Genomic DNA, 22865 nt, shown 5'->3' on the forward strand with positions numbered 1-22865 from the left:
CGTTCTCGTTGCCCGCAAAAATACATTAATACTTCGCAATCTCTTGACATAAAAATAGAGAAATGAAAATAATAATGATTATCATTTCAATATTTATCACGCCCTGATACCGATCAATGGTGAGTCACATCATGTCCCGTTCCCAACAGGTTGCGCAGCAGCTTTACTGCGATCATCAGCGCTGGCTTTACCACTGGCTTCGCAATAAAGTCGGCTGCCCGGAACAGGCGCAGGATCTGACGCAGGACACCTTTATTAATATTCTGGTCAGTCCCGATCTGGCCTCCATTCGCCAGCCACGCCCTTTTCTTGCCACGGTCGCCAGACGGCTGATTGCCAACCATTATCGCCGCAAGAAAATCGAAGAGGCCTGGCTGGAGGCGCTGGCGACTCAGCCGGAAATGGAACACCCTTCCCCTGAAACCCGGCTGTTGATTCTGGAAGTGCTGGAACAGATTGATGCGGCGCTGGACGGCCTGCCGCCGCAGGTGCGGGAAGCCTTTTTGCTGGCCCACTTGCAGGGGATGCGCTATAGCGATATCGCCGAGCGCCTGCGCGTTTCCAGCAGCTCCGTGAAGCAGTATCTCCAGCGCGCCAACCTGCACTGTTTCTTCGCGCTCAGCTCATGACCTCCCATCCTTTTATTGATCAAAACGGGCAAGCAATCGACCGGGAGAGCGCCTACGCCGCTGCCTCATGGCTGACGCTGATGATGTCGGACGACGTTAGCGAGCAGGATAAAATCAACTGGCAAAAATGGCTGGCGGCAAGCGCCGAAAATCAGCGCGCATGGCAGCACGTTGAGGCCGTTTGCGCCAGCTTCCGGCAGGTTGACGGCAAACTGGCGCGGCAAAGCCTCTCTTCGTTAAAAAACAGCGGCAGGCGTCGGGCGCTAAAAGGATTAGGCGCTCTGCTGCTGGTCGGTGGCTCGCTGGAATGGGGACGACAGCAGCACGGCTGGGAAACGTTTATCGCCGATTACCGCACCGGGACGGGCGAGCAGCGACAGGTTGAACTCAGCGAAGGCAGCCGCCTGCTGCTGGACACCCAAACGGCGCTGAACGTACATTTTACCGGGCAACAGCGCCAGATTGAGCTGCTCGGCGGCGACCTGCTGATTACTACCGGGCAGCAGGAAAAGCTGGCGGCATGGCCCCGGCCTTTTAGCGTGACGACGCCACACGGCAAAGTGCTCGCACTGGGCACACAATTCCGGGTGAAGCTGGAGCCGGGGCTTACCCGCGTGGCGGTTTACCACGGCGCAGTCCGACTTTATCCGCGCAGCTCAGGCCTCGCCGGGCTACAGCTCGCGGCGGGCCAGGGCGCATGGCTCAGCGGGGCTGAATCCGGGGGACTGCACGGCGGTGAAAAAGAGCCTGGCTGGGTACATGGCAAGCTGTTGGCCGACAATATGCCGCTGGGCGATTTTCTGCGGGAAGTTAACCGCTACCGCCCCGGCGTCCTGCGCTGTGACGAGGATATTGCGGCCCTGCGGCTGTCCGGCGTTTTCCCGCTGGCGGATACTGACCAGATTCTGGCTGCGTTACCCCGCGTCCTGCCCGTCAGAATAAATACGCTATCTCGTTACTGGGTCAGCCTTTCACGCAGTGAATAATGCTTCGCGACAGGGTAATCCATGTCAGTTGTCTCGTTATTCATGTCAGCCTGCCCGTTTTGGCGTTTCACGTGTCCTCTCTCTTATCCCCACTGAAACAACAGCCTTTAACCCGGCTGCGGAGTATTTTGTCATGCCTTCTACCCTGCCGATGAGACAGCCTTTTCCTGCCTGGTCCGACGGCCTGCCTCCCTCACGCCGCAGCATCGGGCTGGTGCTGGCGCTTTTGCTGCACGCGGGCGTTTTTCTCTGGCTAACCCACCGGCCCACGCAGGAGCAGCCGGCCACCGCGCCGCCGCCCATTGCGCTGATGATCCTCCCGACAGACGATCCGGCCTCTGTCGCCACGCCAGCTAAGCAGCCCGATAAGATCAAACAGATCCAGTCGGCGGCACCTCAGGAGAAGGCCGAGTCGAAAGAAGAGGTGAAAAGCGTGGAGGCACCGAACCCGGAGATCGTTGTGGCTAAAAAAATGCGCCATAAAGTCATCGCCAAACCTCAGCCGGTTAAGCCGCACGATGCGGAAGTGCCGCCAGCCCCTGCGCCACCTGCACCCGAAACCCACGCCCCGGCCAGCCACCCGCAGCAAAGCGCCGGCAGGGCAGGAAGCAGCGCGGTGAGCGCCCCCAGCCCAGGCGAAGTGAACTGGCTCGGCCTGCTTCGACAGCGGCTCGACCGCTTCAAACGCTACCCGGCTCAGGCTTTGCGCCAGCAGGCCCAGGGCGTGGTTTACCTGAGCCTGACGCTGAACCGGGACGGCCATGTCCTCAGCGTAGCGCTGGCAAAAAGCAGCGGCACGCCAGCGCTGGATCGCGAAGCCCTTGCCCTGCCGACTCGCGCGGTTCCGCTGCCCGCCCCCACGGACGATATCGCCCCAGGCCAGCCGCAAATCACCCTCACGCTGCCAATCCGGTTCGATCTCCGCCAGTAAATCCCTTTGCTCAATGCTCGGTAATGCAGCATTGAGCATACCCTGCCTGCACGATCGTTTTAGATCACAAAAAATACGCTGTCATTACGCTAACATTGCACAATCGAGCATTAGATCTTATTTTAATCGAGCAACAACGAGCAATGACACTTTAGCGAGGATGCAGCAGTGAGAAACAATCATGTAGGACACATCGTGATGAATGAGTCGACGATTGCCGATGGCGTCACCAAAGTCGCCCGGCAGTTGAACAGTCGCTATCACGAAGCGGTAGTGATCACGGTCGTGCCCGGTGGGATCCTGTTTACCGCCGACCTGGTCAGACAGTTAACTTTCGATATTTCAATGGACTATATTTCCTGCCCGCACACGCCCGGCGACAGACATAACAGCTCCACTATCGTTTATCACGACAATATTGGCATCAGGGGGAAGGACGTTATCCTGGTGGATGACGCCATTGAGTCCGGCGGCACCATGAAGCGGCTGGTCGAGCATTTAATCGAACATTACGCCCCGAAATCTCTTTCCATCGCCACCTTATTTGTAAAGCCTGGCCGCGTAGAGATCCCCGTCGAGCAATGTTATGCCTACATCATGGACAACGACGATCTGCTCATTGGCTACGGCATGCCGTGGCAAAACAAGTACCGCAACCTGCCCTTCGTTTCAAAACTAAAAATATAAACGCCTACAGAACACTTACCGATGGGATAACAACATGATAAAGCTAATTATTACCGACCTGGACGGCACTTTTCTCAATAGTCACGGCGACTATGACCGTGAATTATTTGCCCAGACTCACCGCTTAATGGCGGAACAAGGCGTCCATTTTGCCGCCTGTACCGGCAAGCAGTGCCAGCGGGTAGAAGAGCTGTTCGCCGATTATCGTGAAGACTTATGGATCATCGGCGACAGCGCCACGCGCATCAAAAGGAACGGCGAATATGTCTACGAGTCGCTGATCAATAATGCGCTGGGATTACGCATCATCGACACGCTGGAAGCTGCCAGCGACAGCCATGTGATTGTTGCCTGCGGCAGCGAAAGCGCGTTTGTTCGCAAAGACGTGCCGCAGCGGCTGCAGGACAAAATGCGCCAGTCCTACGCCAGCCTGGCGCAGGTGGACTCTTTTGCCGAACTCGAGTGTGATTTCGTGAAGATAAGCGTCTATGACGAAGCCGGAAACTGCCCGCAGACTCGCCCGGTACTCAGCCCGTTTGAGCAGGATGTCTACATCGTGGTGTCCGAAGCGGCGTGGATAGATATTGCCGATTACGGCGTTCACAAAGGAACAACGGTGCAAAGGCTCCAGCAGTTACTGAACGTCAGCCCGGCGGAAACTCTCGCCTTTGGCGACGGCTATAACGACCTGGAGCTGCTGGCCCAGGCGGAATACAGCTTCGCGATGCGTAATGCGTTTGAAGAGACCAAGGCCGCTGCCCGATTTATTACCGGTAGCAATGATGAAAGCGCGGTCCAGCACACGATAAAAAGCCTGCTGGCGCTGCAAAAATAAGGTTGAAGCAGGGCGCCCTACACGCCGCCCTTTCGCTAGCCCGCGATTTCAATCCGCAGGTTAACGCCGCCGAAATCGGCAATTTTGGTTTCGGCGCTGACCACCGCAATATCTATATCTTCGCAGGGCGCCACTTTATAGCGCGCCACCTGGGACATCTTGTTGGCCGTCACGGCGGCGATCACCTCGTTGCTCTGGCTCAGCACTTCCCGCTTAAAACAGGCATCTTCGTAATAAACCGCACTTAAGCCAGCCTGCGGATCCAGCCCGCACACGCCGATAAAGGTCTGGTCGAAAACCATGCCGCGCAGCTGATTGACCGTGTCGGAACCCAGCGTGCTGCCGGTCAGCGGGTTCACTTTACCGCCCAACAGAATCAGTTCGCCCCGCGTGCGCCCGCTCAGCGCCGCAGCAATCTGCGGGGAATTGGTGACAATGGTGAGATCCAGCTCTTCAGGAATAAATTCCACCATCGCCAGATAGGTTGAACCAGCGTCGAGAAACACGCAGGTATTGGCTTTGATCATCCCGGCGCACTTCCGCGCCACCTGGGACTTCTCAACCACATCCTGTGCCACGCGGGTTTCAAAGCTGGCAGACTGCTGAAACTGGCTGATGGCACCGCCGTAGACCTTTTTGCACAGGCCTCGACGCGCCAACTCCTGCAGATCCCGGCGGATAGTGTGCTCGGACACGCCCAGCTTCCGCGCCACATCGGCCCCGATCACCCTGCCCGTTTCGGTCAGGATCTGGTGGATCATCGCCTGGCGCTGTTCAGGCAATGCGTCATAATCTGTCACGTTTAGCCCTCAAATAGCTGCAATAGTGCATAACATATCACAATCTATCATCGGCACTCGAAAAGCGGTGCGTTAGCCTTCAACCAAAGCCTGCGCGCACGCCCAGGCAGAACTCCAGGCCCATTGGAAGTTATAGCCGCCCAGCCAGCCGCTGACGTCCATCACTTCGCCGATAAAATAGAGGCCCGGGGATTTTTTGGCTTCCATGGTGCGGGAAGAGAGTTCGTTGGTGTCCACGCCGCCGAGGGTCACTTCCGCGGTGCGGTAGCCTTCGGTGCCGTTCGGCTGAACGCGCCAGGCTTGCAGAGTTTCAACTAGCTCGCTTTGCTGGCGGCTGTTAAGCTGCTTCAGCGTGACGTCCGGGATTTGCTGCAGCTGCTGCAGGCACTCAACCAGGCGTTTCGGCAGCACCATCGCCAGCGTGTTTTTCAGGCTCTGATTTGGGTGTGCGTTACGCTGCTCGTGGATAAAACCGTCCAGATCGGTGTCCGGCAGCAGGTTGACGCTGACAAATTCGCCCGGCTGCCAGTAGCTGGAAAGCTGCAGCACAGCGGGGCCAGAAAGGCCGCGATGGGTAAATAGCAGGCTTTCGCGGAAGCTGACGCCGTTTTCTGCGGTGATGACGGACGGCACCGAGACGCCGGACAGTACCTGCAGCTGTTCGAGCAATGGTTTATGCAGCGTGAACGGCACCAGGCCCGCACGGGTCGGCAGCACTTTCAGGCCAAACTGTTCGGCGACTTTATAGCCGAACGGCGTCGCGCCCAGCCCCGGCATCGACAGGCCGCCGCTGGCAATAACCAGTTTCGCGCCATGCACGCTGCCGCCGTTTAGCTGCAGAGTGTAACCTTGTTCGTCCCGCTCAATGCCGAGCACTTCGCTGCGCAGGCGCATCGTTACTTTGCCTTTCTCGCATTCGGCCACCAGCATATCGACCACCTGCTGGGCAGAATCGTCGCAGAACAGCTGCCCGAGGGTTTTCTCGTGCCAGGCGATGCCGTGCTTGCCCACCATGTCGATAAAGTCCCATTGGGTGTAGCGCGCGAGGGCAGATTTGCAGAAATGCGGGTTTTGGCTCAGATACGCCGCAGGCTCGACATAAAGATTGGTAAAGTTGCAGCGCCCGCCGCCGGACATCAGGATTTTACGGCCCGGTTTTTTCCCATTATCAATCAGCAATACGCGGCTGCCCGCCTGCCCGGCAACCGCCGCACAAAACATTCCTGCTGCACCCGCACCTATAATAATGGCATCAAACTTTTCCACGACCGACTCCCGACTATGCTTAAGGCAACGGATTGTAAAGACCTGAGGCTGGTCGCACCAGCTTTAAGGTGAATAACAAATGCAGGTGATTGATAAACAAAATGTAAATCATTCCACCTGTGCGCCAGATGGCGACTAAAATCAAAAAAAGTCCAGATTTCACTTTGCCGCGGTGGAGGTTGTCTTACATAATGCGCCGCGTTCATGTCCTCAAAATGGCGTAACGTCTATGCTACATTTGTTTGCCGGCCTGGATCTTCACACCGGGCTTTTACTTTTGCTTGCTCTGGCATTTGTGCTGTTCTACGAAGCCATTAATGGTTTCCACGATACGGCCAACGCAGTAGCAACGGTAATTTATACCCGCGCTATGCGATCGCAACTTGCGGTGGCAATGGCTGCGTTGTTTAACTTCTTCGGCGTTCTGCTCGGTGGGCTGAGCGTGGCCTATGCCATTGTGCATATGCTGCCTACAGATCTGCTGTTAAACGTAGGGTCTTCTCATGGTCTCGCCATGGTGTTCTCTATGTTACTGGCCGCTATTATCTGGAACCTCGGCACCTGGTATTTTGGTCTGCCGGCCTCCAGCTCCCATACGCTTATCGGTGCCATCATCGGTATCGGTTTGACCAACGCGCTGCTGACCGGCACCTCGGTTGTCGACGCGCTGAATATCCCGAAAGTGATTGGGATCTTCGCTTCCTTAATTCTGTCCCCGATTGTCGGGCTGGTGATTGCCGGTGGGTTGATTTTCCTGCTGCGCCGTTACTGGAGCAACACCAAGAAAAAGCAGCGTATTCACCTGACGCCTGCGGAACGTGAAAAGCAAGACGGTAAGAAAAAGCCGCCTTTCTGGACGCGTATCGCGCTGATCCTGTCCGCTATCGGCGTGAGTTTCTCTCACGGCGCTAACGACGGTCAGAAAGGCATCGGCCTGATTATGCTGGTACTGATTGGCGTCGCACCGGCGGGCTTCGTGGTTAACATGAATGCTTCCGGCTACGAAATCACCCGTACTCGCGATGCAGTGAACAACGTCGAAACTTTCTTCCAGCAACGTCCTGACCTGCTGAAGAAAGCCACCGGCACGGAACAGCTGATCCCTTCTCCAGAAGCGGGCGCGACTGAACCGGCTCAATTCCACTGCCACCCGGCCAACGCGATTAATGCGCTGGACCGCGCGAAGCTAATGCTGACCGACATCGAAAGCTACGACAAACTCACCATCGAGCAACGTAGCCAGCTGCGTCGCATCATGCTGTGCATCTCCGATACCACCGATAAAGTGGTGAAGCTGCCGGAAGTGAACGCGGACGATCAGCGCCTGCTGAAGAAACTGAAAGGCGACATGCTTAGCACCATCGAGTACGCGCCGGTCTGGATTATTCTGGCGGTGGCTCTGGCTCTTGGTCTGGGTACAATGATCGGCTGGCGTCGCGTGGCGACCACCATCGGTGAGAAGATCGGTAAGAAAGGCATGACCTATGCGCAAGGGATGTCCGCGCAGATGACGGCCGCCGTTTCTATCGGTCTGGCAAGCTACACCGGGATGCCGGTTTCCACCACCCACGTGCTCTCTTCCTCCGTGGCAGGGACAATGATCGTGGACGGCGGCGGCCTGCAGCGTAAGACGGTAACCAATATCCTGATGGCCTGGATATTCACCTTACCGGCTTCGATTCTGCTCTCCGGCGGGCTGTACTGGATTGCGCTGCGCTTCGTGTAAGCCGTAGCCAAAGAAAAAGCGGGTCAGGAAACTGGCCCGCTTTTTTTATGCTTGTCCATAACGCAGTCCTACAAACTAGTGCCAGATAATTAATCCAATCAGGCTAATCACCACCAGACCACACAGCGAACTCGTCAGAATAAACTGGCGGCGCAGGCGTTCACAGCGGCGAATAAACTCTTCATCATGATGATCGACATAGCGCTGGCCGTAAATGTAACGCACCAGCCTGACCTGCTTGCTGGGTTGACCATGTGAGGTGAAAAAACCGCCGCCATCAACGTATTGATACAGCAGTGGATCGCACCCGCGCAGCACCACCAGTAACGCGCGCAGTGAAGAGTAATAGCGCGCCATATTCACCACACAAACTACACAAAGCGCCCAGAACAGCGCGACGGTGCTGATCATGTACCCCTCCCGGCGAAGCCCTCGAAGCCTTTGCTTCGGGACAACCGCTCTCCCCGAAAACCCTGTCAGACAATCCTGCAACGAATAACCGATACAGGTCACAGATCTCTTCCCGCCCGGCTCATTTAATAGTGTAGGAGATCCCTTAATTTTTTTACCACCGCGTTAATCTTTATCAAAGTGGCCGCATTCATTTTTCGCTTGAATGTGATTAAGGGATGGCGCATTGTCGGGCTGAAGAAGGTTCGATAAAAGCGAAATACCATCTACAATTGAAGTCTTTAGATCGGGTGACCGTAGCTCATGCCGCTACGGTTTAAAAGATGACGGCGAGAGTCATCGATAACTTATGGAAGGAGTAACATTATGGCTTACAAACACATTCTGATCGCGGTTGACCTCTCCCCTGAGAGTAAAGTCCTGGTAGAAAAAGCCGTCTCAATGGCTCGGCCTTACAACGCGAAAGTTTCCCTGATTCATGTCGATGTGAATTACTCCGATCTGTATACCGGGCTGATTGATGTCAATCTGGGCGATATGCAGAAACGCATTTCCGAAGAGACTCACCACGCGCTCACCGAGCTGTCTACCGGGGCAGGTTACCCGATTACCGAAACCCTGAGCGGCAGCGGCGATCTGGGCCAGGTGCTGGTCGATGCCATTAAAAAATACGATATGGATTTAGTGGTTTGTGGTCACCACCAGGATTTCTGGAGCAAGCTGATGTCCTCTGCACGCCAGCTGATCAATACCGTGCATGTGGATATGCTGATTGTTCCGCTGCGTGATGAAGAAGACGAGTAACATTTTCCCCTCACCCTAACCCTCTCCCCAAAGGGGAGAGGGGACTGAATTGCGGTAAGCATTAATCCCTCACCCTGGCCCGCTCCCCAGCGACTGAATAGAGCACAAGCCTTTGATTTTCCTCCCCTCCCTTCCAGGGAGAGGGTCGGGGTGAGGGTCACAGCTCACTCAGATCCTGCAAAATCACCGTCAACACCCCCTCCAGATTCTCCCGCAGCTCGTTATTCCAGAATCGCCTCACCCGCCACCCTTGCTCATTCAGATACTTCGTTCTTCGTTCATCATAGCCCCTTTGCATCTCATGCTGCCCACCGTCCAGCTCGATCACCAGGTGAGCAGCGCAGCAGGCAAAGTCCACGATATAAAGCCCAATCGGATGCTGCCGCCGAAACTTATACGTGGCAAAACGCCTGCTGCGGAGTTGATACCACAGCAAGTTCTCTTCGGGAGTCATCTGGCGCCTGAGCTGGTGGGCATAACGTCGGATCGGCTGCATGGCCTACAACATGCCAATGCAGCCGTAAAGCGGCGAGGGGAAGCAATCTCTTCTGCGAGGTACTTTCCAGCGTTTTAGTAATTACTCCGGCGTCCCGGCATAAATATCAAACCGATGCCCTTTGGTCACCACCGCATTCTGCGTGGCGACGTGGGCCAGCGGCGGCGCGTAGTCCGGGCGCTTCACAACCACCCTTTTCTTAGCGAGCGCTCTGGCCGGGGCAAGCAGTCCGTCCGCATCCTCATCCGGCCCCACCAAAGACTGGAAAACACGCATCTCTTTCTTCACCAGCGCGCTCTTTTGTTTATGGGGGAACATCGGGTCGAGATACACCACATCCGGCCTCGGCGTAATATCGCTGAGTGCCGTCAGGCTTGAGGCATGAATGAGCTGTAATCGCTCCTGCAGCCAGCCGCCGATTTCCGGGTCCTCGTAACCACGGCGCAGGCCGTCATCGAGCAGCGCGGCAACCACCGGATTGCGCTCCAGCATTCGTACGCGGCAGCCTACGGACGCCAACACAAAGGCATCTCGCCCTAACCCGGCCGTCGCGTCGACCACATCCGGCAGATAGCTGCCCTTAACGCCCACGGCTTTTGCCACCGCTTCGCCACGCCCGCCGCCAAACTTACGGCGATGCGCCATCGCGCCGGAGGCAAAATCAACGAAGATGCCGCCGAGCTTTGGCTCGTCGCGTTTGCGTAGCTCCAGCCTTTCAGGCGTCAGCACCAGCGCCATCAGCGCCTCTTTATCATGCTCAAGCTGCCAGCGCTCGCTCAAAACAGATAAGGCGCCGGAGTCGGCGCCTGCTTCAGTCAGTAAACAGATTTTCACGTGGTGGCTTAACCCTGAATACCGTAGTGATCCAGCATCGCATCCAGCTGCGGCTCGCGCCCGCGGAAGCGTTTGAACAGCTCCATCGGCTCTTCCGAACCGCCACGGGTCAGGATGTTGTCGAGGAACGACTGACCCGTTTCACGGTTGAAAATGCCCTCTTCTTCGAAGCGAGAGAAGGCATCCGCCGCCAGTACGTCGGCCCACAGATAGCTGTAGTAGCCCGCCGCGTAACCGCCGGCAAAGATGTGGCTGAAGGCGTGCGGGAAGCGGCCCCAGCTCGGCCCCGGCACCACGGCAACCTGTTTCTTAATTTCGGCCAGCGTCTGCAGCACTTTCGCGCCCTGCTCCGGGTTGAATTCCGCGTGCAGGCGGAAGTCGAACAGGCCGAACTCCAGCTGGCGCAGGATAAACAGCGCCGCCTGGTAGTTCTTCGCCGCCAGCATTTTTTCCAGCAGCTCAACAGGCAGAGATTCGCCGGTTTCGTAGTGGCCGGAGATAAACGCCAGCGCTTCCGGCTCCCAGCACCAATTTTCCATAAACTGGCTCGGCAGCTCGACCGCATCCCACGGCACGCCGTTGATACCGGACACGCCTGCGGTTTCGATTTTGGTCAGCATATGATGCAGACCGTGACCGAACTCATGGAACAGGGTGATCACTTCATCGTGAGTAAACAGCGCAGGTTTGCCGTTCACCGGGCGGTTGAAGTTACAGGTCAGATAAGCCACCGGTTTTTGCAGCGAGCCATCGGCACGGCGCATTTTGCCCACACAGTCATCCATCCACGCCCCGCCGCGTTTGTGTTCGCGAGCGTAAAGGTCAAGATAGAAGCTGCCGCGCAGCTCGCCCTGGTCGTCATACAGCTCGAAGAAGCGCACGTCCGGGTGCCAGACGTCGATATCTTTTCGCTCTTTCGCGGTGATGCCGTAGATGCGCTTCACGACTTCGAAGAGGCCATTCACCGCACGCTCTTCCGGGAAGTACGGGCGCAGCTGTTCGTCGCTGATGCTGTAGAGATGCTGTTTCTGTTTTTCGCTGTACCAGGTGATGTCCCACGGCTCCAGCTCTTCTACACCGTAATGCTCTTTCGCATAGGCGCGCAGCTGAGCCAGCTCGGCTTCACCCTGCGGACGGGCGCGTTTTGCCAGATCGGACAGGAACTCCAGCACTTGCTGCGGGTTTTCCGCCATTTTGGTGGCCAGAGATTTTTCCGCGTAGTTGCCAAAGCCCAGCAGCTGAGCCAGCTCGTGGCGCAGCGCCAGAATCTCTTCCATCACCGGGGTGTTATCCCACTTCCCGGCGTTCGGCCCCTGGTCAGAAGCGCGAGTGGAATAGGCGCGGTACATTTCTTCGCGCAATGCACGGTTGTCGCAGTAGGTCAGCACCGGCAGGTAGCTCGGGATATCCAGCGTCAGCAGCCAGCCGTCCTGCTCTTTGGCTTCCGCCTGAGCGCGCGCTGCCGCTAAGGCGCTTTCCGGCATTCCGGCAAGCTCGGCTTCATCGGTAATCAGTTTGCTCCAGCCCATAGTGGCATCGAGCACGTTGTTGCTGTAGGTGGACCCCAGCTCGGACAGGCGAGCGGAGATCTCCCCGTAGCGCTGCTGTTTGTCTTTTGGCAAACCAATCCCGGACAGCTCGAAGTCACGCAGGGCGTTATCCACCGCTTTCTTCTCGGCGACGCTCAAGTTGGCGTAGTTCGTACCGTCGCGCAGGTCGCGGTAGGCGTTATACAGGCCTTCGTGCTGGCCAACCCAGGTGCTGTATTCGGACAGCAGCGGCAGCGTTTGCTCATAGGCTTCGCGCAGCTCCGGGCTGTTCTGTACCGAGTTCAGATGGCTGACCGGGGAGAACAGGCGGCCCAGGCAATCGTCCACTTCTGCCAGCGGCTGAACCAGGTTCTGCCAGCTATAAGGCGCGCCCTGCGCAACCACGCTTTCCACCACCGCACGGCAGTCGTCCAGCGCTTTAGTCACGGCCGGAACAACATGCTCAGGTTTGATGGCGGAAAACGGCGGCAGCTCAAAAGAGGTCAGTAAAGGATTGGTCATAAGCGCGTTCCTGATTAAAAGGGAGAGAGAAGCGCTCAAGCGGCGCTTTGTGCATGGAGTCTAGCATGGGGTTAAGTGTAGCGAATTTCAATCCCGGACGTTGCGCTGAGCTAGCCGGGAAAAGGGGCAGCAGACGCTGCCCCGGGCGGTCAATCAGTGGGATTTCGCGGCCATTGCGTAGGCCGCTGGCAGGTTCAGGCGCTGCCAAAACTGCTGGTCTGCCGTCGTGCCGGACAGCGGGTAGCCCGCAGGCAGCGCGGTTTTCACCATCAGGTCGCGGCGCTGGGCGGCGGAAAGCTTAGGCAGCGCGGCTTCCAGCAGAACTTCCGCCCCTTGCGGCACTTTCAGGGCTTGCTTCTCGCCCTTCTGCTGCGGCAGGTCGTAAGTCATGGTGAAGCGGTAAAGTTCTTTCATCGCCGGGGCGCGGTAAGGATCGTCTTTCGCGGAAGATTTCGCACATTCAGCCAAAGAGGTGCCGCACTCTTTTTCCAGCGCGGTACGCAGCTGATCGCGGGCTTCGTTAAACAACGCGCGGTATTTCGGGTCGTTCAGGTAGTTGGCGACATTGCGCTGCGCCACCATACGAGAGCCCATCACATCCAGCGGGTAATGCACGCCCAGCACAATGCGCGAGTAACCGTAGCGCGCGCCACGCTCAACCAGGGGTTCAAAGCGCTCCGGCACCATCTCGGCCATCAGCAGCGCGTCGGTGTAACCGGTGTTGGTGTGGCCACTTGGGAAGGAGCCGCCGTCTGCGGTGTACGGTTTGTTATCTTTAATCACCACATCGTCCGGCACGAGGTGAATGGTGTTGCCCTGGATCAGGAACGGACGCGGGTTATTGAAGTGCTTCTTCGCGGCGCTGGTGCTGACTTCGGAGGCTTTAATCAGCGCTGCGGCTTTACTCAGCTCGCCTTTATCGTAGGCGGCCAGGAAGGCTTTCCCCAGGCGCGGCCCCATGGCGTCGCTCAGGAAGTAGAGGTGGTTGATGCCCTCGGCATCCGCCAGCGCCTGATGGCGCGAAGTCTGTACAGCATTCAGGTTGATGTTGGTGACCGTTTCAAGGTTCTGCTTAATCACCGAGTCCGGCAGCTTGCTGAACGCGGAAAGCAGCTCAATACCCGCCTTCTGGTTGGCTTTAGTCTGGAAGTCATAGCCGCTTGCTTTCAGCCAGGCTGTATCCGCCAGCTTTTTGCTTTGCTTCGCTTTATCTAACTGATCGCGGGTCAGTTTATCCGCATCGCCTTTCAGGGCAGTGCGCAGCGCCGCCAGGGACTGCATCTCAAGATCATCAAACGCCTGGCTCCTGTTTGCCGGGGTCACGCTATTGGCTATCGCCGCGGCCTGCGGAAGAGACACATCCTTAGCCAGCGCGGGCAGAGATACGGCTAACGCAGCGGCCAGCATAGAAATACGAAGTTTCATTATTTTTCCTTTTATTCAAACGATTACCTTGCCTGGCAGCGACGCTATCCTGGTAATTTGACGTTTTTATGACACCGTTATGTTTTGAAACGCTTTCTCCCCGACTGAAACAGCCTCGCGCCCGGGCGGTAATCCGCCGCAATCTGCGGTAAACTGTGGGAAATTTGTTTTCTTATTCGTGGAACACCATCCCTCATGCTCAGCTATCGCCACAGCTTTCACGCCGGTAACCATGCCGACGTACTGAAACACACCGTTCAAAGCCTGATTATTGAATCGCTTAAAGAGAAGGAGAAACCGTTTCTCTATCTCGACACTCACGCAGGCGCCGGGCGTTACCAGCTGAGCAGCGAGCATGCGGAGCGCACCGGCGAGTATCTGGAAGGTATCGCGCGCATCTGGCAGCAGGACGATTTGCCTGCCGAGCTGGAAGCCTATATCGGCGCGGTGCAGCACCTGAACCGCAGCGGCAACCTGCGTTATTACCCAGGCTCCCCGCTGATTGCCCGCCACCTGCTGCGCGAGCAGGACAGCCTGCAGCTGACCGAGCTGCATCCGTCCGACTTCCCGCTGCTGCGTTCGGAGTTCCAGAAGGACGATCGCGCCCGCGTTGAGCGCGCCGACGGTTACCAGCAGTTGAAAGCGAAGCTGCCGCCGGTTTCCCGCCGTGGGCTGATTCTCATCGACCCACCGTATGAGATCAAAACCGACTACCAGGACGTGGTGAAAGGGATCACCGAAGGCTATAAGCGTTTTGCGACAGGCACCTACGCGCTGTGGTACCCGGTGGTGCTGCGTCAGCAAATCAAACGCATGATCCGCGACCTGGAAGAGACCGGCATCCGCCGCATCCTGCAGATCGAGCTGGCGGTTCGCCCGGACAGCGATCAGCGCGGCATGACGGCCTCCGGCATGATCGTGATTAACCCGCCGTGGAAGCTGGAACAGCAGATGGCGAACGTCCTGCCGTGGCTGCACAAAAAGCTGGTGCCAACGGGGACCGGCTCCACCACGTTGAGCTGGATTGTGCCTGAATAAGAAAACTAGCCACTAGATAATTCGAGTTGCGGCCAGGCGGCAAGGGAGTGAATCCCCTGGAGCTAGCTAAAGTAAGTGACTGGGGTTCAGGAGTGCAGCCAACACCGCTGCAGCTTGAAGTATGACGTGGCTATTACAACAATTGGTAGAACCTTTATCCCGGCGCGCTACAATCGCGCCTAATTTTCGACTCAAAAGGGAAACATCATGACCAAACATTATGACTACCTCGCCATTGGCGGCGGCAGCGGCGGTATCGCCTCGATTAACCGTGCGGCAATGTATGGGCAGAAATGCGCACTGATTGAGGCGAAAGATCTGGGCGGCACCTGCGTGAACGTCGGCTGTGTGCCTAAAAAAGTGATGTGGCATGCGGCGCAGATCGCCGAAGCGATCCACAACTACGGCCCGGACTACGGCTTTGACACCACGCTGAACCACTTCGACTGGGACAAGCTGATCGCCAGCCGCACCGCCTATATCGACCGTATTCATACCTCTTACGACAACGTACTGGGCAAGAATAACGTGGACGTGATCCGCGGCTTTGCGAAGTTCGTGGATGCCCACACCGTAGAAGTTAACGGCGAAACCATCACCGCAGACCATATTCTGATCGCTACCGGCGGCCGCCCAAGCCACCCGAACATCCCTGGCGCTGAGTACGGCATCGACTCCGACGGCTTCTTCGAGCTGCCGGGCCTGCCAAAACGCGTGGCGGTTGTTGGCGCGGGCTACATCGCGGTGGAAATCGCGGGCGTGATTAACGCGCTGGGTTCAGAAACGCACCTTTTCGTGCGCAAACACGCGCCGCTGCGTACCTTTGACCCGCTGATCGTTGAAACGCTGCTGGAAGTCATCGAAGCAGAAGGCCCAACCCTGCACACCAACGCGATTCCAAAAGCGGTAGTGAAAAATGCAGACGGCAGCCTGACGCTGGAGCTAGAAGATGGCCGGGCGGAAACCGTCGACACCCTAATTTGGGCGATTGGCCGCGAACCGGCTAACGACAACTTCAACCTGCAGGTGACTGGCGTTGAGCTGGACGCCAAAGGCTACATCAAGGTTGATAAGTTCCAGAACACCAGCGTGCCGGGGATTTATGCCGTGGGCGATAACACCGGTGCGGTTGAGCTGACCCCGGTGGCGGTTGCCGCCGGTCGTCGCCTGTCCGAGCGCCTGTTTAACAACAAGCCGGACGAGCATCTGGACTACAGCAACGTGCCGACCGTGGTGTTCAGCCATCCGCCAATCGGTACAGTTGGCCTGACTGAACCGCAGGCGCGCGAGCAGTACGGCGACGATAACGTGAAGGTCTACAAATCCTCTTTCACCGCCATGTACACCGCCGTGACCTCTCACCGCCAGCCATGCCGCATGAAGCTGGTCTGTGCTGGCCCGGACGAGAAAATCGTCGGGATCCACGGCATTGGCTTCGGCATGGATGAAATCCTGCAGGGCTTCGCCGTGGCGCTGAAAATGGGCGCAACCAAGAAAGACTTCGACAACACCGTGGCGATTCACCCGACCGCAGCGGAAGAGTTTGTCACTATGCGTTAATCCCCTCAGGGAAACGCCTAAAAAGGTCAGAGATCGCTCTGGCCTTTTTTATTGCTACCGTAAAATCGACAGCAATGATATTTATCTCTCCATCTGGTTTTATCAAAAAAATTGTATAAATGCAGAGAGGTATTATGGGCTGGGAAATGCACATCACCAGGGCAGAACATGTATGGGATGGGGAGAGTCATCCCATTTTTCCGGAAGAATGGATTCAGCATGTGAATAATGATTCTGAACTCAGTTTTGATCCAAAAAATGGACAATATCATGTCCTGTGGCGAGGAAATGAAATTAACTGGCTGGACTGGGACACAGGCAATATTTCAACGACATCACCTGGTCAGGAACTGTATTGCAAAATGCTTGATATCGCAGCCGCGCTCAACGCGAAAGTGCTGGATGATGACGGTCGTGTATATCTGTTACCCGATGATTTATTTAATCCATCATGGGCAAAAAAAGAAGTTCCACTTTCATTTCTACAGAAAATTATTACTTACTTCAGAAAATAAATAACTCGGTCTTGCCTTTACGGATTACCAATAAAAAAGCCGCACCAGCGGCTTTTTACACGCATTCATTATGGCTAAATCAGCGCCTTTCTTAGCAGCCCTTCCAGTACCTTCAGCGGGGAATGCTGCGGGTTTTGCATGGCGTCCACCGGCAACAGGAAGGTTTGCTCCAGCATAAATTGCCCACCCATTGCGGCATGCGGCGTCTGGTCAGAGAAACAAATCCAGCTGCTGCCCGGCGGGAAATCGATGGCTACCTGAGGCCCCTGCTTTTGGTAGCCCGCATCGGCCTTCATCGCATCGTGCATCTGCAGCATCAGGTGGTCGTAATGGCTGCGGCGGCTTTTGGTGATGCCAACGGCATTCTGTAGCCAGCTGCTTACCGGGGAATAACTTTTCAGGCGTGGCAGGAAACGCTCGGCAAGCGTAGGGAAGGCTTCGCCGACTCGCCAGCTGCGGTTTTCACCAGCCGGATTGATGTTGGTGAAAATACGTAAAATACGCTCGCCATAGTTGGGCCGGGACGGGAACGCATCTACGTGCAGGCGGCTGTCATCTTTACGCCAGGAAGTGTTCTGCGTCCACTGCTTAACGGGGTGGAGGCGCAGGCTGTTGGTCGGCGAATGCAGCACTTGCTGGTATTCGGGCAGAAGAGTGGCAATCAGCTGCAGGCAAGATTCGTAATGCCGTTTTAGCAACGCGCGAACTTCTGGCTCCTGTTCAACAACGGCCACGCCGGTCAGCTTATCCTTTAGCGGCTGGTAGCTGATGTTTTTACGCTTCGGATCGACAACCGCCGGGTTCAGCAGCGCGGTTTCCTGTTCAGTCAGCGCAAACGCCAGCTGCGGCAGAAAGACAACTTTGCCCTGCTCCAGGTCGCCCACAACGGATTCAGCCGCTGTATTGCCCCATTGAGAAAGCGGATGCGTCAGGGCCGCGGTATCAAGAGTGATGTTTAGATCTGACATATTGATGTCCTTGCCACTGCTCCGGACAATACTTTTAACAGATAAATTTCCGGAACATTTTTATTTTTTGAAAGACGAATAGAAGCACGCCGCCGGAAGACAGCGAATACATACCTGAAAGGAAGTGAAATCAGTATAATAAGAATGCAAATTAAAGGTTAAACAAAAGCTAAACATCGCCTTAGGTACCAAATTAAAACGCACAAAATCATAAAATAACGCTCAGTGAATATTACACTGGCTCACTGCTATTATCGGCCATTCCTCCCTGCTTAATAATAATGGCCCGCTAAGCAGGCCATTTTTTATTTCCACTCGCTGCGCAACAGCGCATAGGCATATTCATCCCCCCACTCACCTTTAAAGAAAATATTCTTATGAAAGTGTGCTTCGCGACGAAAACCCAGTTTCTCCAACAGGCCGGCGGCGGCTTCGTTCCTGGCATCAACCGTCGCCACCAGGCGATGTTTGTTGAAGGTGGTGAACAGCAGTTCAATCGCCCCACGCAAAGCTTCAAAAGCGAAGCCCTGGCGCTGGTGCCGTTCGTCAAAGGTCATGCCCAGCTCTGCCTGCTGGCCTTCATCGAAGAAGTGAACGGCAACGTCCCCCAATAAACGCTGATCATCGCTACGGACGACCGCAATCTGGAACCAGCTTTCATCGGTATTGAAGTCCAGCGGTGCCTGCTGGGCATAAAATGCCTCGGCATCGGCTTCGCTATAGCCATCCCAGCTCTGGTAGCGAGCGACTTCCGGCTGGTTGCGGTATTCAATAAAAACGGGCAAATCGGCACGAGTAAACTTGCGCAGCGTCAGGCGCGGGGTGGTCAGTAACGGCTCCATAAGTCATTCCTGGTCAAAGTGTCTGGGTGTAGTGTCGGCATGCAGAGTAGCAGCTTTACATTTTTTCGATATTACGCCGAGTGCTCAGCAGCGCGGTAGCAAGTGTCATGTAAAAAAGAGAATGAAATTAATATGCTACGGGCAGCAGAGTTTTCATCGCCAAATAATTGTTAGCTTGCTTACCTATTTAAACCCCCCAAATATGACTTAAGCTAAATTTCCTCAATAAATACATATGAATAGTTATGATATATCCTTGTAACAAAAAGCTACAATTTTAATTTTCTTTAAAATCAAACGATTCACAGCTCAAATATTAAGCGGTAGAAAATAATCTTTCCCCTGTCAAGTCGCAGTCCATAAAATAGCCCCCGTTTTGCCTGGCAAGACAAACTAATAATAATTTTCAACAACATAATTTATCGCGCAACAATAACCCTTTACGGCCTTTAACCTGTCCGTACAGGTTTATTTTTTGCAACACCAAACCAATGTTATAGAAAACAGAACGATACATCATGCACAAGCAAAAATACCTGCCTGTAGCCGCCGCATTGCTGTTTAGCCCGGCGCTATTCGCTTCAACCAGCTTTAATTTCTCACCCGATGCAGTTAGCACGAATATTTCCACCAGCGTTTTAAACGGAGAATCTAAAGAGCTCGTTTATAATCAAGGCGATGGCAGTAAATTAAGTGAACTGAAATGGAAAATCAAAAATACACCTATTATTAAAGGCGGTATTAGCTGGGACGCACAGCGTTACATCACCCTCAATGCTAACGGCTGGACAACGTTCGCCTCTCGCGGCTCGCATATGTCCGACTATGACTGGCAAACGCCTGGCCAGAGCCACTGGAGCGACAAATCTACCCACCCGGATACCAGCCTGAATTACGCCAATCAGTTCGATCTCAACCTGACCGGCTGGCTGTTAAAAGAACCTGCTTATAACCTCGGCATCGTCACCGGTTATCAGGAAACTCGCTATAGCTGGACGGCCAGAGGCGGCTCATACAATTATTTCAACGGAGCCCTTGTCGGTGAATTCCCTGCGGGGAAACCGGGGATTGGCTATAGCCAGAAATTCAGCGTGCCTTACATTGGGCTGACCAGTAGCTACCGCTATCAGGACTTTGATATTTCTGGGCAATTTAAATTCAGCCCGCTGGTTAATGCCCAGGATAATGACGAGCACTATATGCGTCAGCTGAGCTTTAGCGAGAAAAGTAGCCATTCCAATTATTACGCTGCAACCGTCTCGGCCGGTTATTACGTCACGCCAAATACCCGGCTGTACACGGAATTAACCTGGACACGCTTTGCTGAAGCAAAAGCGTCAACCAAGACCCGCGATAATAATACCGGGGAAACCTGGACTCAGGGCAGTGGGTCAGCCGGCCTGAGTAACGACAGCTACGCCTACGGCGTCGGGATTCAGTATCGGTTCTAAAGGGTTGTGCAGATCAAGTTGAGGAAACTCAGCCCGGATGGTGTGATTTTCACCAACCGGGCTGAGAGATGTTCTTATGCTTGAATAGCAGAAATAGTGTTGCATTTTTAATGCCTCCCGCCACAGTAATCATCAATAAAAAACATACTCTCAATATATCTTTATAAGATTGCCATTTTCTTCAAGCCTGTAGACACTGCCATTAACAGTCAGCTCCAATCCTGCGTTTTTACTGTAATTGATTCTAAAAACTGAATCTTTCTCAATACAGTTGACTTTTGTTTTCATATCATCAAAACAGAGTCGATCATACTTTCCTTCTTCTTTATACCCCTCACCAAAAAGCCAAAAAATAATCGTATAGCCACCGTAAGATGCAGGCCTTGGAATATCGTATTTCGCTTTCAGCATCTCTTTATTTTCCAGCCACCAGTTTATTTTACCTCTACTCGTAAAAGGGAAATTTTTAACCAAAACATCGCTATAGTTACCATCGTAATGAACAGCGACAATCTCCACTGGGCGAAGTGACTCCCATAGCAGGTAACCTGCTAACACACAGCTCGCAATAACTAGCAAGGAAAGTACTTTCTTATTTTTGAATGTCATTACGCCCCCGGTAATTTCAGTAGTAGCTATCACATTGAACATCAAAAAAAAACAAAGCATCTCAATCTATCTTTTTAATGCTTCCATTTTCTTCCAGCCTATAAATGCCATCACTAAAAGTAAATTCCAAACCCATGTTTTTACTATAATCAATACTAAAAACCGAATCTTTATCAATACAGTTAACTTTTGTTTTCATATCATCGAAGCAGAGTCGGTCATATTTCCCTTCTTCTTTGTAGCCTTCACCAAAAAGCCAAAAAATAATCGTATAGCCACCGTAAGATGCAGGCCTTGGAATATCGTATTTCGCTTTCAGCATCTCTTTATTTTCCAGCCACCAGTTTATTTTTCCTTTTTTCGTAAAAGGGAAATTTTTAACCAGAACACTGCTATAGGTATTTCTCTGATGAACAGCGACAATCTCCACCGGGCGAAGTGACTGCCATAGCAGGTAACCTGCTAAGACACAGCCCACCACGACTAGCAAGGAAAGTGCTTTCTTATTTTTGCATTTCATTTAGCCCCCGGTGATACAAGTTACTCGCTTGATATTAAATCAATAAAAAATATACTCTCAATATATATTTATAAGATTGCCATTCTCTTCCAGCCTGTAGACACTGCCATTAACAGTGATCTCTAATCCTGTATTTTTACTATTACTGATTCTAAAAACTGAGTCTTTATCAATACAGTTGACTTTTGTTTCCATATCATCGAAACAGAGTCGGTCATACTTTCCTTCTTCTTTATAACCCTCACCGAAAAGCCAAAAAATAATCGTATAGCCACCGTAAGATGCAGGTCTTGGGATATCATACTTCGCTTTCAGCATCTCTTTATTTTCCAGCCACCAGTTTATTTTACCTCTACTCGTAAAAGGGAAATTTTTAACTAAAACATCACTATAGGCGTTTCTCTGATGGACAGCGACAATCTCAACCGTGCGAAGTGACTGCCATAGCAGGTAACCTGCTAAGACACAGCCCACAAAAAATAACAGGGAAAGTGTTTTATTATTTCTTACTTTCATTACGTCCTCCGGTAATTTCGATGGTGGCCTCCATATTGGTCATAAAGGGTTTAAAGGCAAACTGGCTGTAGCGCTGAAGGACAAACCAGATACGGAAAAATCGAAACTGGTTAAATTTCACCTTTGAAATATCGTCGTCATCCAGCCCAAAGTGGTCCTGAACCTTATAATGAACAACGGCGCGATAGCGTTCTTTATCAACCACCAGAGACTTAATCGTAATATGCGTTGCCCAGGTATCGTGCACGGTGATGCCCAGGCCGTTAAAGTTGTCCTGGAAGCGGTCAAACTTTGGCAATTTTCCACTCTTAACTGCATCTGTCAGTTGCCCCTTGTTCCCGGCAGGATAACAGCCTCTCTCCCAGTCAATAAATAGCCTAAAAGCTTCCTGCAAATAAAGTCGCGTGCTGTTTTCAGGCGAACTATCACTTAAAATATGCTCCTTCAAGCCGCTATCCAGTAAGGGATGACTGAACGGTTTGCCGCTACTTTTTTGCATATGGGTAATCATCAGCTCAATCAGCAAGTTGTACGGGCGGTGCAACGCAAACGGACGGGATAGGTGCCGAAACTCATCAAAAAGGATCTCTGCGCACTCCCTCTGGGTCAGTTTTTCACCTTCCTTTAGATAGCCAGGGAACATTAAGTGCGGCTGGGCGAAGGGACTGATTGTCGTCAATGTGTAAGGGTTTACCCTGGTGGAAACGTCTAACAGATGAAACCGCGCCTTCAAAACTATGTCAGACAGATCGCCGCATTGCATATCGCTGGCGGTATAGTCATCCATCTTTTTCTGGGTTTTAAATATCGTACAGGGAAACTGAAGTGCCGGCATAAATACCTTCCTGGTATATTGTTCACGAGGCTCATCTTGAGCGCCGCTTATGATAAGCGGCATATACATACGGCGCGTAATATCTTTTCTATTTTCAGTAAAAACTTAGACCCTGGTCATTATTTTTCAC

At 53.8% G+C, this 22865-nt stretch carries 24 protein-coding genes; 11 read left to right on the top strand and 13 right to left on the bottom strand.

Annotation, left to right across the window (positions count from 1 at the left end):
* The first annotated feature begins 131 nt into the window (after positions 1–131).
* From LH23_RS04155 to LH23_RS04175, 5 genes are all read left to right on the top strand, one after another.
* The gene (locus LH23_RS04155; protein ID WP_039288684.1) at positions 132–629 is read left to right on the top strand and encodes a sigma-70 family RNA polymerase sigma factor; all 498 of its coding nucleotides are present in this window, start codon (positions 132–134) and stop codon (positions 627–629) included.
* Positions 626–1615 carry a FecR domain-containing protein gene (locus tag LH23_RS04160; RefSeq protein ID WP_039288687.1) on the top strand — a complete coding sequence of 330 codons (990 nt, stop codon included), beginning with the start codon at positions 626–628 and terminating at the stop codon, positions 1613–1615. Before LH23_RS04155 ends, LH23_RS04160 begins: the two co-directional genes overlap by 4 nt.
* A 133-nt stretch (positions 1616–1748) precedes the next feature.
* The gene (locus tag LH23_RS04165; protein WP_039288690.1) at positions 1749–2546 is read left to right on the top strand and encodes an energy transducer TonB; all 798 of its coding nucleotides are present in this window, start codon (positions 1749–1751) and stop codon (positions 2544–2546) included.
* Between the two features lie 168 nt (positions 2547–2714).
* Complete coding sequence (locus tag LH23_RS04170; protein WP_231560170.1) at positions 2715–3233, top strand: phosphoribosyltransferase; 519 nt, start codon at positions 2715–2717, stop codon at positions 3231–3233.
* Between the two features lie 34 nt (positions 3234–3267).
* Positions 3268–4068, top strand: a complete 801-nt coding sequence (locus tag LH23_RS04175; protein WP_039288697.1) for an HAD-IIB family hydrolase — start codon at positions 3268–3270, stop codon at positions 4066–4068.
* 35 nt (positions 4069–4103) lie between these two features.
* Here the strand turns inward: LH23_RS04175 and LH23_RS04180 are convergent, their stop codons facing one another.
* A complete protein-coding gene (locus tag LH23_RS04180) occupies positions 4104–4868 on the bottom strand; it encodes a DeoR/GlpR family DNA-binding transcription regulator (RefSeq protein ID WP_039288700.1) in 765 nt (254 codons plus the stop codon).
* 72 nt (positions 4869–4940) lie between these two features.
* Positions 4941–6134, bottom strand: coding sequence for an NAD(P)/FAD-dependent oxidoreductase (locus LH23_RS04185; protein ID WP_039288703.1), 1194 nt, complete (start codon positions 6132–6134; stop codon positions 4941–4943).
* A 229-nt stretch (positions 6135–6363) separates the two neighbouring features.
* Between LH23_RS04185 and pitA the strand changes: the two genes are divergently transcribed.
* Complete coding sequence (pitA, locus tag LH23_RS04190; RefSeq protein WP_039288707.1) at positions 6364–7860, top strand: inorganic phosphate transporter PitA; 1497 nt, start codon at positions 6364–6366, stop codon at positions 7858–7860.
* Positions 7861–7935: 75 nt separating this feature from the next.
* On the opposite strand, the gene uspB is transcribed toward pitA, so the two are convergent.
* Entirely contained in the window at positions 7936–8271 is a 336-nt protein-coding gene (gene uspB, locus LH23_RS04195) for a universal stress protein UspB (protein ID WP_008458643.1), read from the bottom strand.
* 366 nt (positions 8272–8637) lie between these two features.
* Here uspB and uspA point away from each other — a divergent pair, with 366 nt between their 5' ends.
* On the top strand, positions 8638–9075 hold the full coding sequence (uspA, locus tag LH23_RS04200; protein ID WP_008458645.1) for a universal stress protein UspA: 438 nt from the start codon (positions 8638–8640) through the stop codon (positions 9073–9075).
* A 157-nt stretch (positions 9076–9232) separates the two neighbouring features.
* Here uspA and LH23_RS04205 read toward each other — a convergent pair whose 3' ends face one another.
* From LH23_RS04205 to LH23_RS04220, 4 genes are all read right to left on the bottom strand, one after another.
* A complete protein-coding gene (locus LH23_RS04205; RefSeq protein ID WP_039288715.1) occupies positions 9233–9571 on the bottom strand; it encodes an endonuclease domain-containing protein in 339 nt (112 codons plus the stop codon).
* Between the two features lie 81 nt (positions 9572–9652).
* Positions 9653–10405 (bottom strand): 16S rRNA (guanine(1516)-N(2))-methyltransferase RsmJ, encoded by a 753-nt coding sequence (rsmJ, locus tag LH23_RS04210; RefSeq protein ID WP_039288719.1) that lies wholly within the window; start codon positions 10403–10405, stop codon positions 9653–9655.
* An 8-nt stretch (positions 10406–10413) separates the two neighbouring features.
* Entirely contained in the window at positions 10414–12456 is a 2043-nt protein-coding gene (gene prlC, locus LH23_RS04215; protein WP_039288725.1) for an oligopeptidase A, read from the bottom strand.
* Positions 12457–12609: 153 nt separating this feature from the next.
* Entirely contained in the window at positions 12610–13881 is a 1272-nt protein-coding gene (locus LH23_RS04220; RefSeq protein ID WP_039288729.1) for an acid phosphatase, read from the bottom strand.
* Between the two features lie 195 nt (positions 13882–14076).
* Between LH23_RS04220 and LH23_RS04225 the strand changes: the two genes are divergently transcribed.
* The 3 genes from LH23_RS04225 (at position 14077) to LH23_RS04235 (ending at position 16994) form a co-directional block, all read left to right on the top strand.
* The gene (locus tag LH23_RS04225; protein WP_039288733.1) at positions 14077–14919 is read left to right on the top strand and encodes a 23S rRNA (adenine(2030)-N(6))-methyltransferase RlmJ; all 843 of its coding nucleotides are present in this window, start codon (positions 14077–14079) and stop codon (positions 14917–14919) included.
* 207 nt (positions 14920–15126) lie between these two features.
* Positions 15127–16479: a glutathione-disulfide reductase gene (gorA, locus tag LH23_RS04230; RefSeq protein WP_039288737.1), complete on the top strand. Its 1353-nt coding sequence runs from the start codon at positions 15127–15129 to the stop codon at positions 16477–16479.
* A gap of 119 nt (positions 16480–16598) precedes the next feature.
* Positions 16599–16994, top strand: coding sequence for a hypothetical protein (locus LH23_RS04235; RefSeq protein WP_231560171.1), 396 nt, complete (start codon positions 16599–16601; stop codon positions 16992–16994).
* Between the two features lie 74 nt (positions 16995–17068).
* On the opposite strand, the gene LH23_RS04240 is transcribed toward LH23_RS04235, so the two are convergent.
* Positions 17069–17962 (bottom strand): Kdo hydroxylase family protein, encoded by an 894-nt coding sequence (locus tag LH23_RS04240; RefSeq protein ID WP_039288745.1) that lies wholly within the window; start codon positions 17960–17962, stop codon positions 17069–17071.
* Positions 17963–18267: 305 nt separating this feature from the next.
* Complete coding sequence (locus tag LH23_RS04245; protein WP_039288748.1) at positions 18268–18804, bottom strand: GNAT family N-acetyltransferase; 537 nt, start codon at positions 18802–18804, stop codon at positions 18268–18270.
* A 518-nt stretch (positions 18805–19322) separates the two neighbouring features.
* On the opposite strand from LH23_RS04245, the gene LH23_RS04250 reads away from it, so the two are divergent.
* Complete coding sequence (locus LH23_RS04250; RefSeq protein WP_039288751.1) at positions 19323–20255, top strand: omptin family outer membrane protease; 933 nt, start codon at positions 19323–19325, stop codon at positions 20253–20255.
* Positions 20256–20405: 150 nt separating this feature from the next.
* Here LH23_RS04250 and LH23_RS04255 read toward each other — a convergent pair whose 3' ends face one another.
* The 4 genes from LH23_RS04255 to LH23_RS04270 form a co-directional block, all read right to left on the bottom strand.
* Entirely contained in the window at positions 20406–20864 is a 459-nt protein-coding gene (locus LH23_RS04255; RefSeq protein ID WP_039296367.1) for a DUF943 family protein, read from the bottom strand.
* A 61-nt stretch (positions 20865–20925) separates the two neighbouring features.
* Positions 20926–21384, bottom strand: a complete 459-nt coding sequence (locus LH23_RS04260) for a DUF943 family protein (RefSeq protein ID WP_039288755.1) — start codon at positions 21382–21384, stop codon at positions 20926–20928.
* Between the two features lie 57 nt (positions 21385–21441).
* Positions 21442–21900, bottom strand: coding sequence for a DUF943 family protein (locus LH23_RS04265; RefSeq protein WP_039288758.1), 459 nt, complete (start codon positions 21898–21900; stop codon positions 21442–21444).
* Positions 21884–22735 carry a YPO3983 family protein gene (locus LH23_RS04270; protein ID WP_039288761.1) on the bottom strand — a complete coding sequence of 284 codons (852 nt, stop codon included), beginning with the start codon at positions 22733–22735 and terminating at the stop codon, positions 21884–21886. The genes LH23_RS04265 and LH23_RS04270 overlap by 17 nt, the downstream gene beginning before the upstream one ends.
* Positions 22736–22865 lie beyond the last annotated feature (130 nt).

The sequence above is a fragment of the Cedecea neteri genome, assembly GCF_000758305.1.
Lineage (GTDB): Bacteria > Pseudomonadota > Gammaproteobacteria > Enterobacterales > Enterobacteriaceae > Cedecea > Cedecea neteri_C.

Bases quoted from the DNA above. Each gene is read 5' to 3' on its own strand.
- LH23_RS04155 (WP_039288684.1), top strand. From the start codon at position 132: ATGTCCCGTTCCCAACAGGTTGCGCAGCAGCTTTACTGCGATCATCAG.
- LH23_RS04160 (WP_039288687.1), top strand. From the start codon at position 626: ATGACCTCCCATCCTTTTATTGATCAAAACGGGCAAGCAATCGACCGG.
- LH23_RS04165 (WP_039288690.1), top strand. From the start codon at position 1,749: ATGCCTTCTACCCTGCCGATGAGACAGCCTTTTCCTGCCTGGTCCGAC.
- LH23_RS04175 (WP_039288697.1), top strand. From the start codon at position 3,268: ATGATAAAGCTAATTATTACCGACCTGGACGGCACTTTTCTCAATAGT.
- pitA (WP_039288707.1), top strand. From the start codon at position 6,364: ATGCTACATTTGTTTGCCGGCCTGGATCTTCACACCGGGCTTTTACTT.
- uspB (WP_008458643.1), bottom strand. From the start codon at position 8,271: ATGATCAGCACCGTCGCGCTGTTCTGGGCGCTTTGTGTAGTTTGTGTG.
- uspA (WP_008458645.1), top strand. From the start codon at position 8,638: ATGGCTTACAAACACATTCTGATCGCGGTTGACCTCTCCCCTGAGAGT.
- LH23_RS04205 (WP_039288715.1), bottom strand. From the start codon at position 9,571: ATGCAGCCGATCCGACGTTATGCCCACCAGCTCAGGCGCCAGATGACT.
- prlC (WP_039288725.1), bottom strand. From the start codon at position 12,456: ATGACCAATCCTTTACTGACCTCTTTTGAGCTGCCGCCGTTTTCCGCC.
- LH23_RS04220 (WP_039288729.1), bottom strand. From the start codon at position 13,881: ATGAAACTTCGTATTTCTATGCTGGCCGCTGCGTTAGCCGTATCTCTG.
- LH23_RS04225 (WP_039288733.1), top strand. From the start codon at position 14,077: ATGCTCAGCTATCGCCACAGCTTTCACGCCGGTAACCATGCCGACGTA.
- gorA (WP_039288737.1), top strand. From the start codon at position 15,127: ATGACCAAACATTATGACTACCTCGCCATTGGCGGCGGCAGCGGCGGT.
- LH23_RS04235 (WP_231560171.1), top strand. From the start codon at position 16,599: ATGCAGAGAGGTATTATGGGCTGGGAAATGCACATCACCAGGGCAGAA.
- LH23_RS04240 (WP_039288745.1), bottom strand. From the start codon at position 17,962: ATGTCAGATCTAAACATCACTCTTGATACCGCGGCCCTGACGCATCCG.
- LH23_RS04245 (WP_039288748.1), bottom strand. From the start codon at position 18,804: ATGGAGCCGTTACTGACCACCCCGCGCCTGACGCTGCGCAAGTTTACT.
- LH23_RS04250 (WP_039288751.1), top strand. From the start codon at position 19,323: ATGCACAAGCAAAAATACCTGCCTGTAGCCGCCGCATTGCTGTTTAGC.
- LH23_RS04255 (WP_039296367.1), bottom strand. From the start codon at position 20,864: ATGACATTCAAAAATAAGAAAGTACTTTCCTTGCTAGTTATTGCGAGC.
- LH23_RS04260 (WP_039288755.1), bottom strand. From the start codon at position 21,384: ATGAAATGCAAAAATAAGAAAGCACTTTCCTTGCTAGTCGTGGTGGGC.
- LH23_RS04265 (WP_039288758.1), bottom strand. From the start codon at position 21,900: ATGAAAGTAAGAAATAATAAAACACTTTCCCTGTTATTTTTTGTGGGC.
- LH23_RS04270 (WP_039288761.1), bottom strand. From the start codon at position 22,735: ATGCCGGCACTTCAGTTTCCCTGTACGATATTTAAAACCCAGAAAAAG.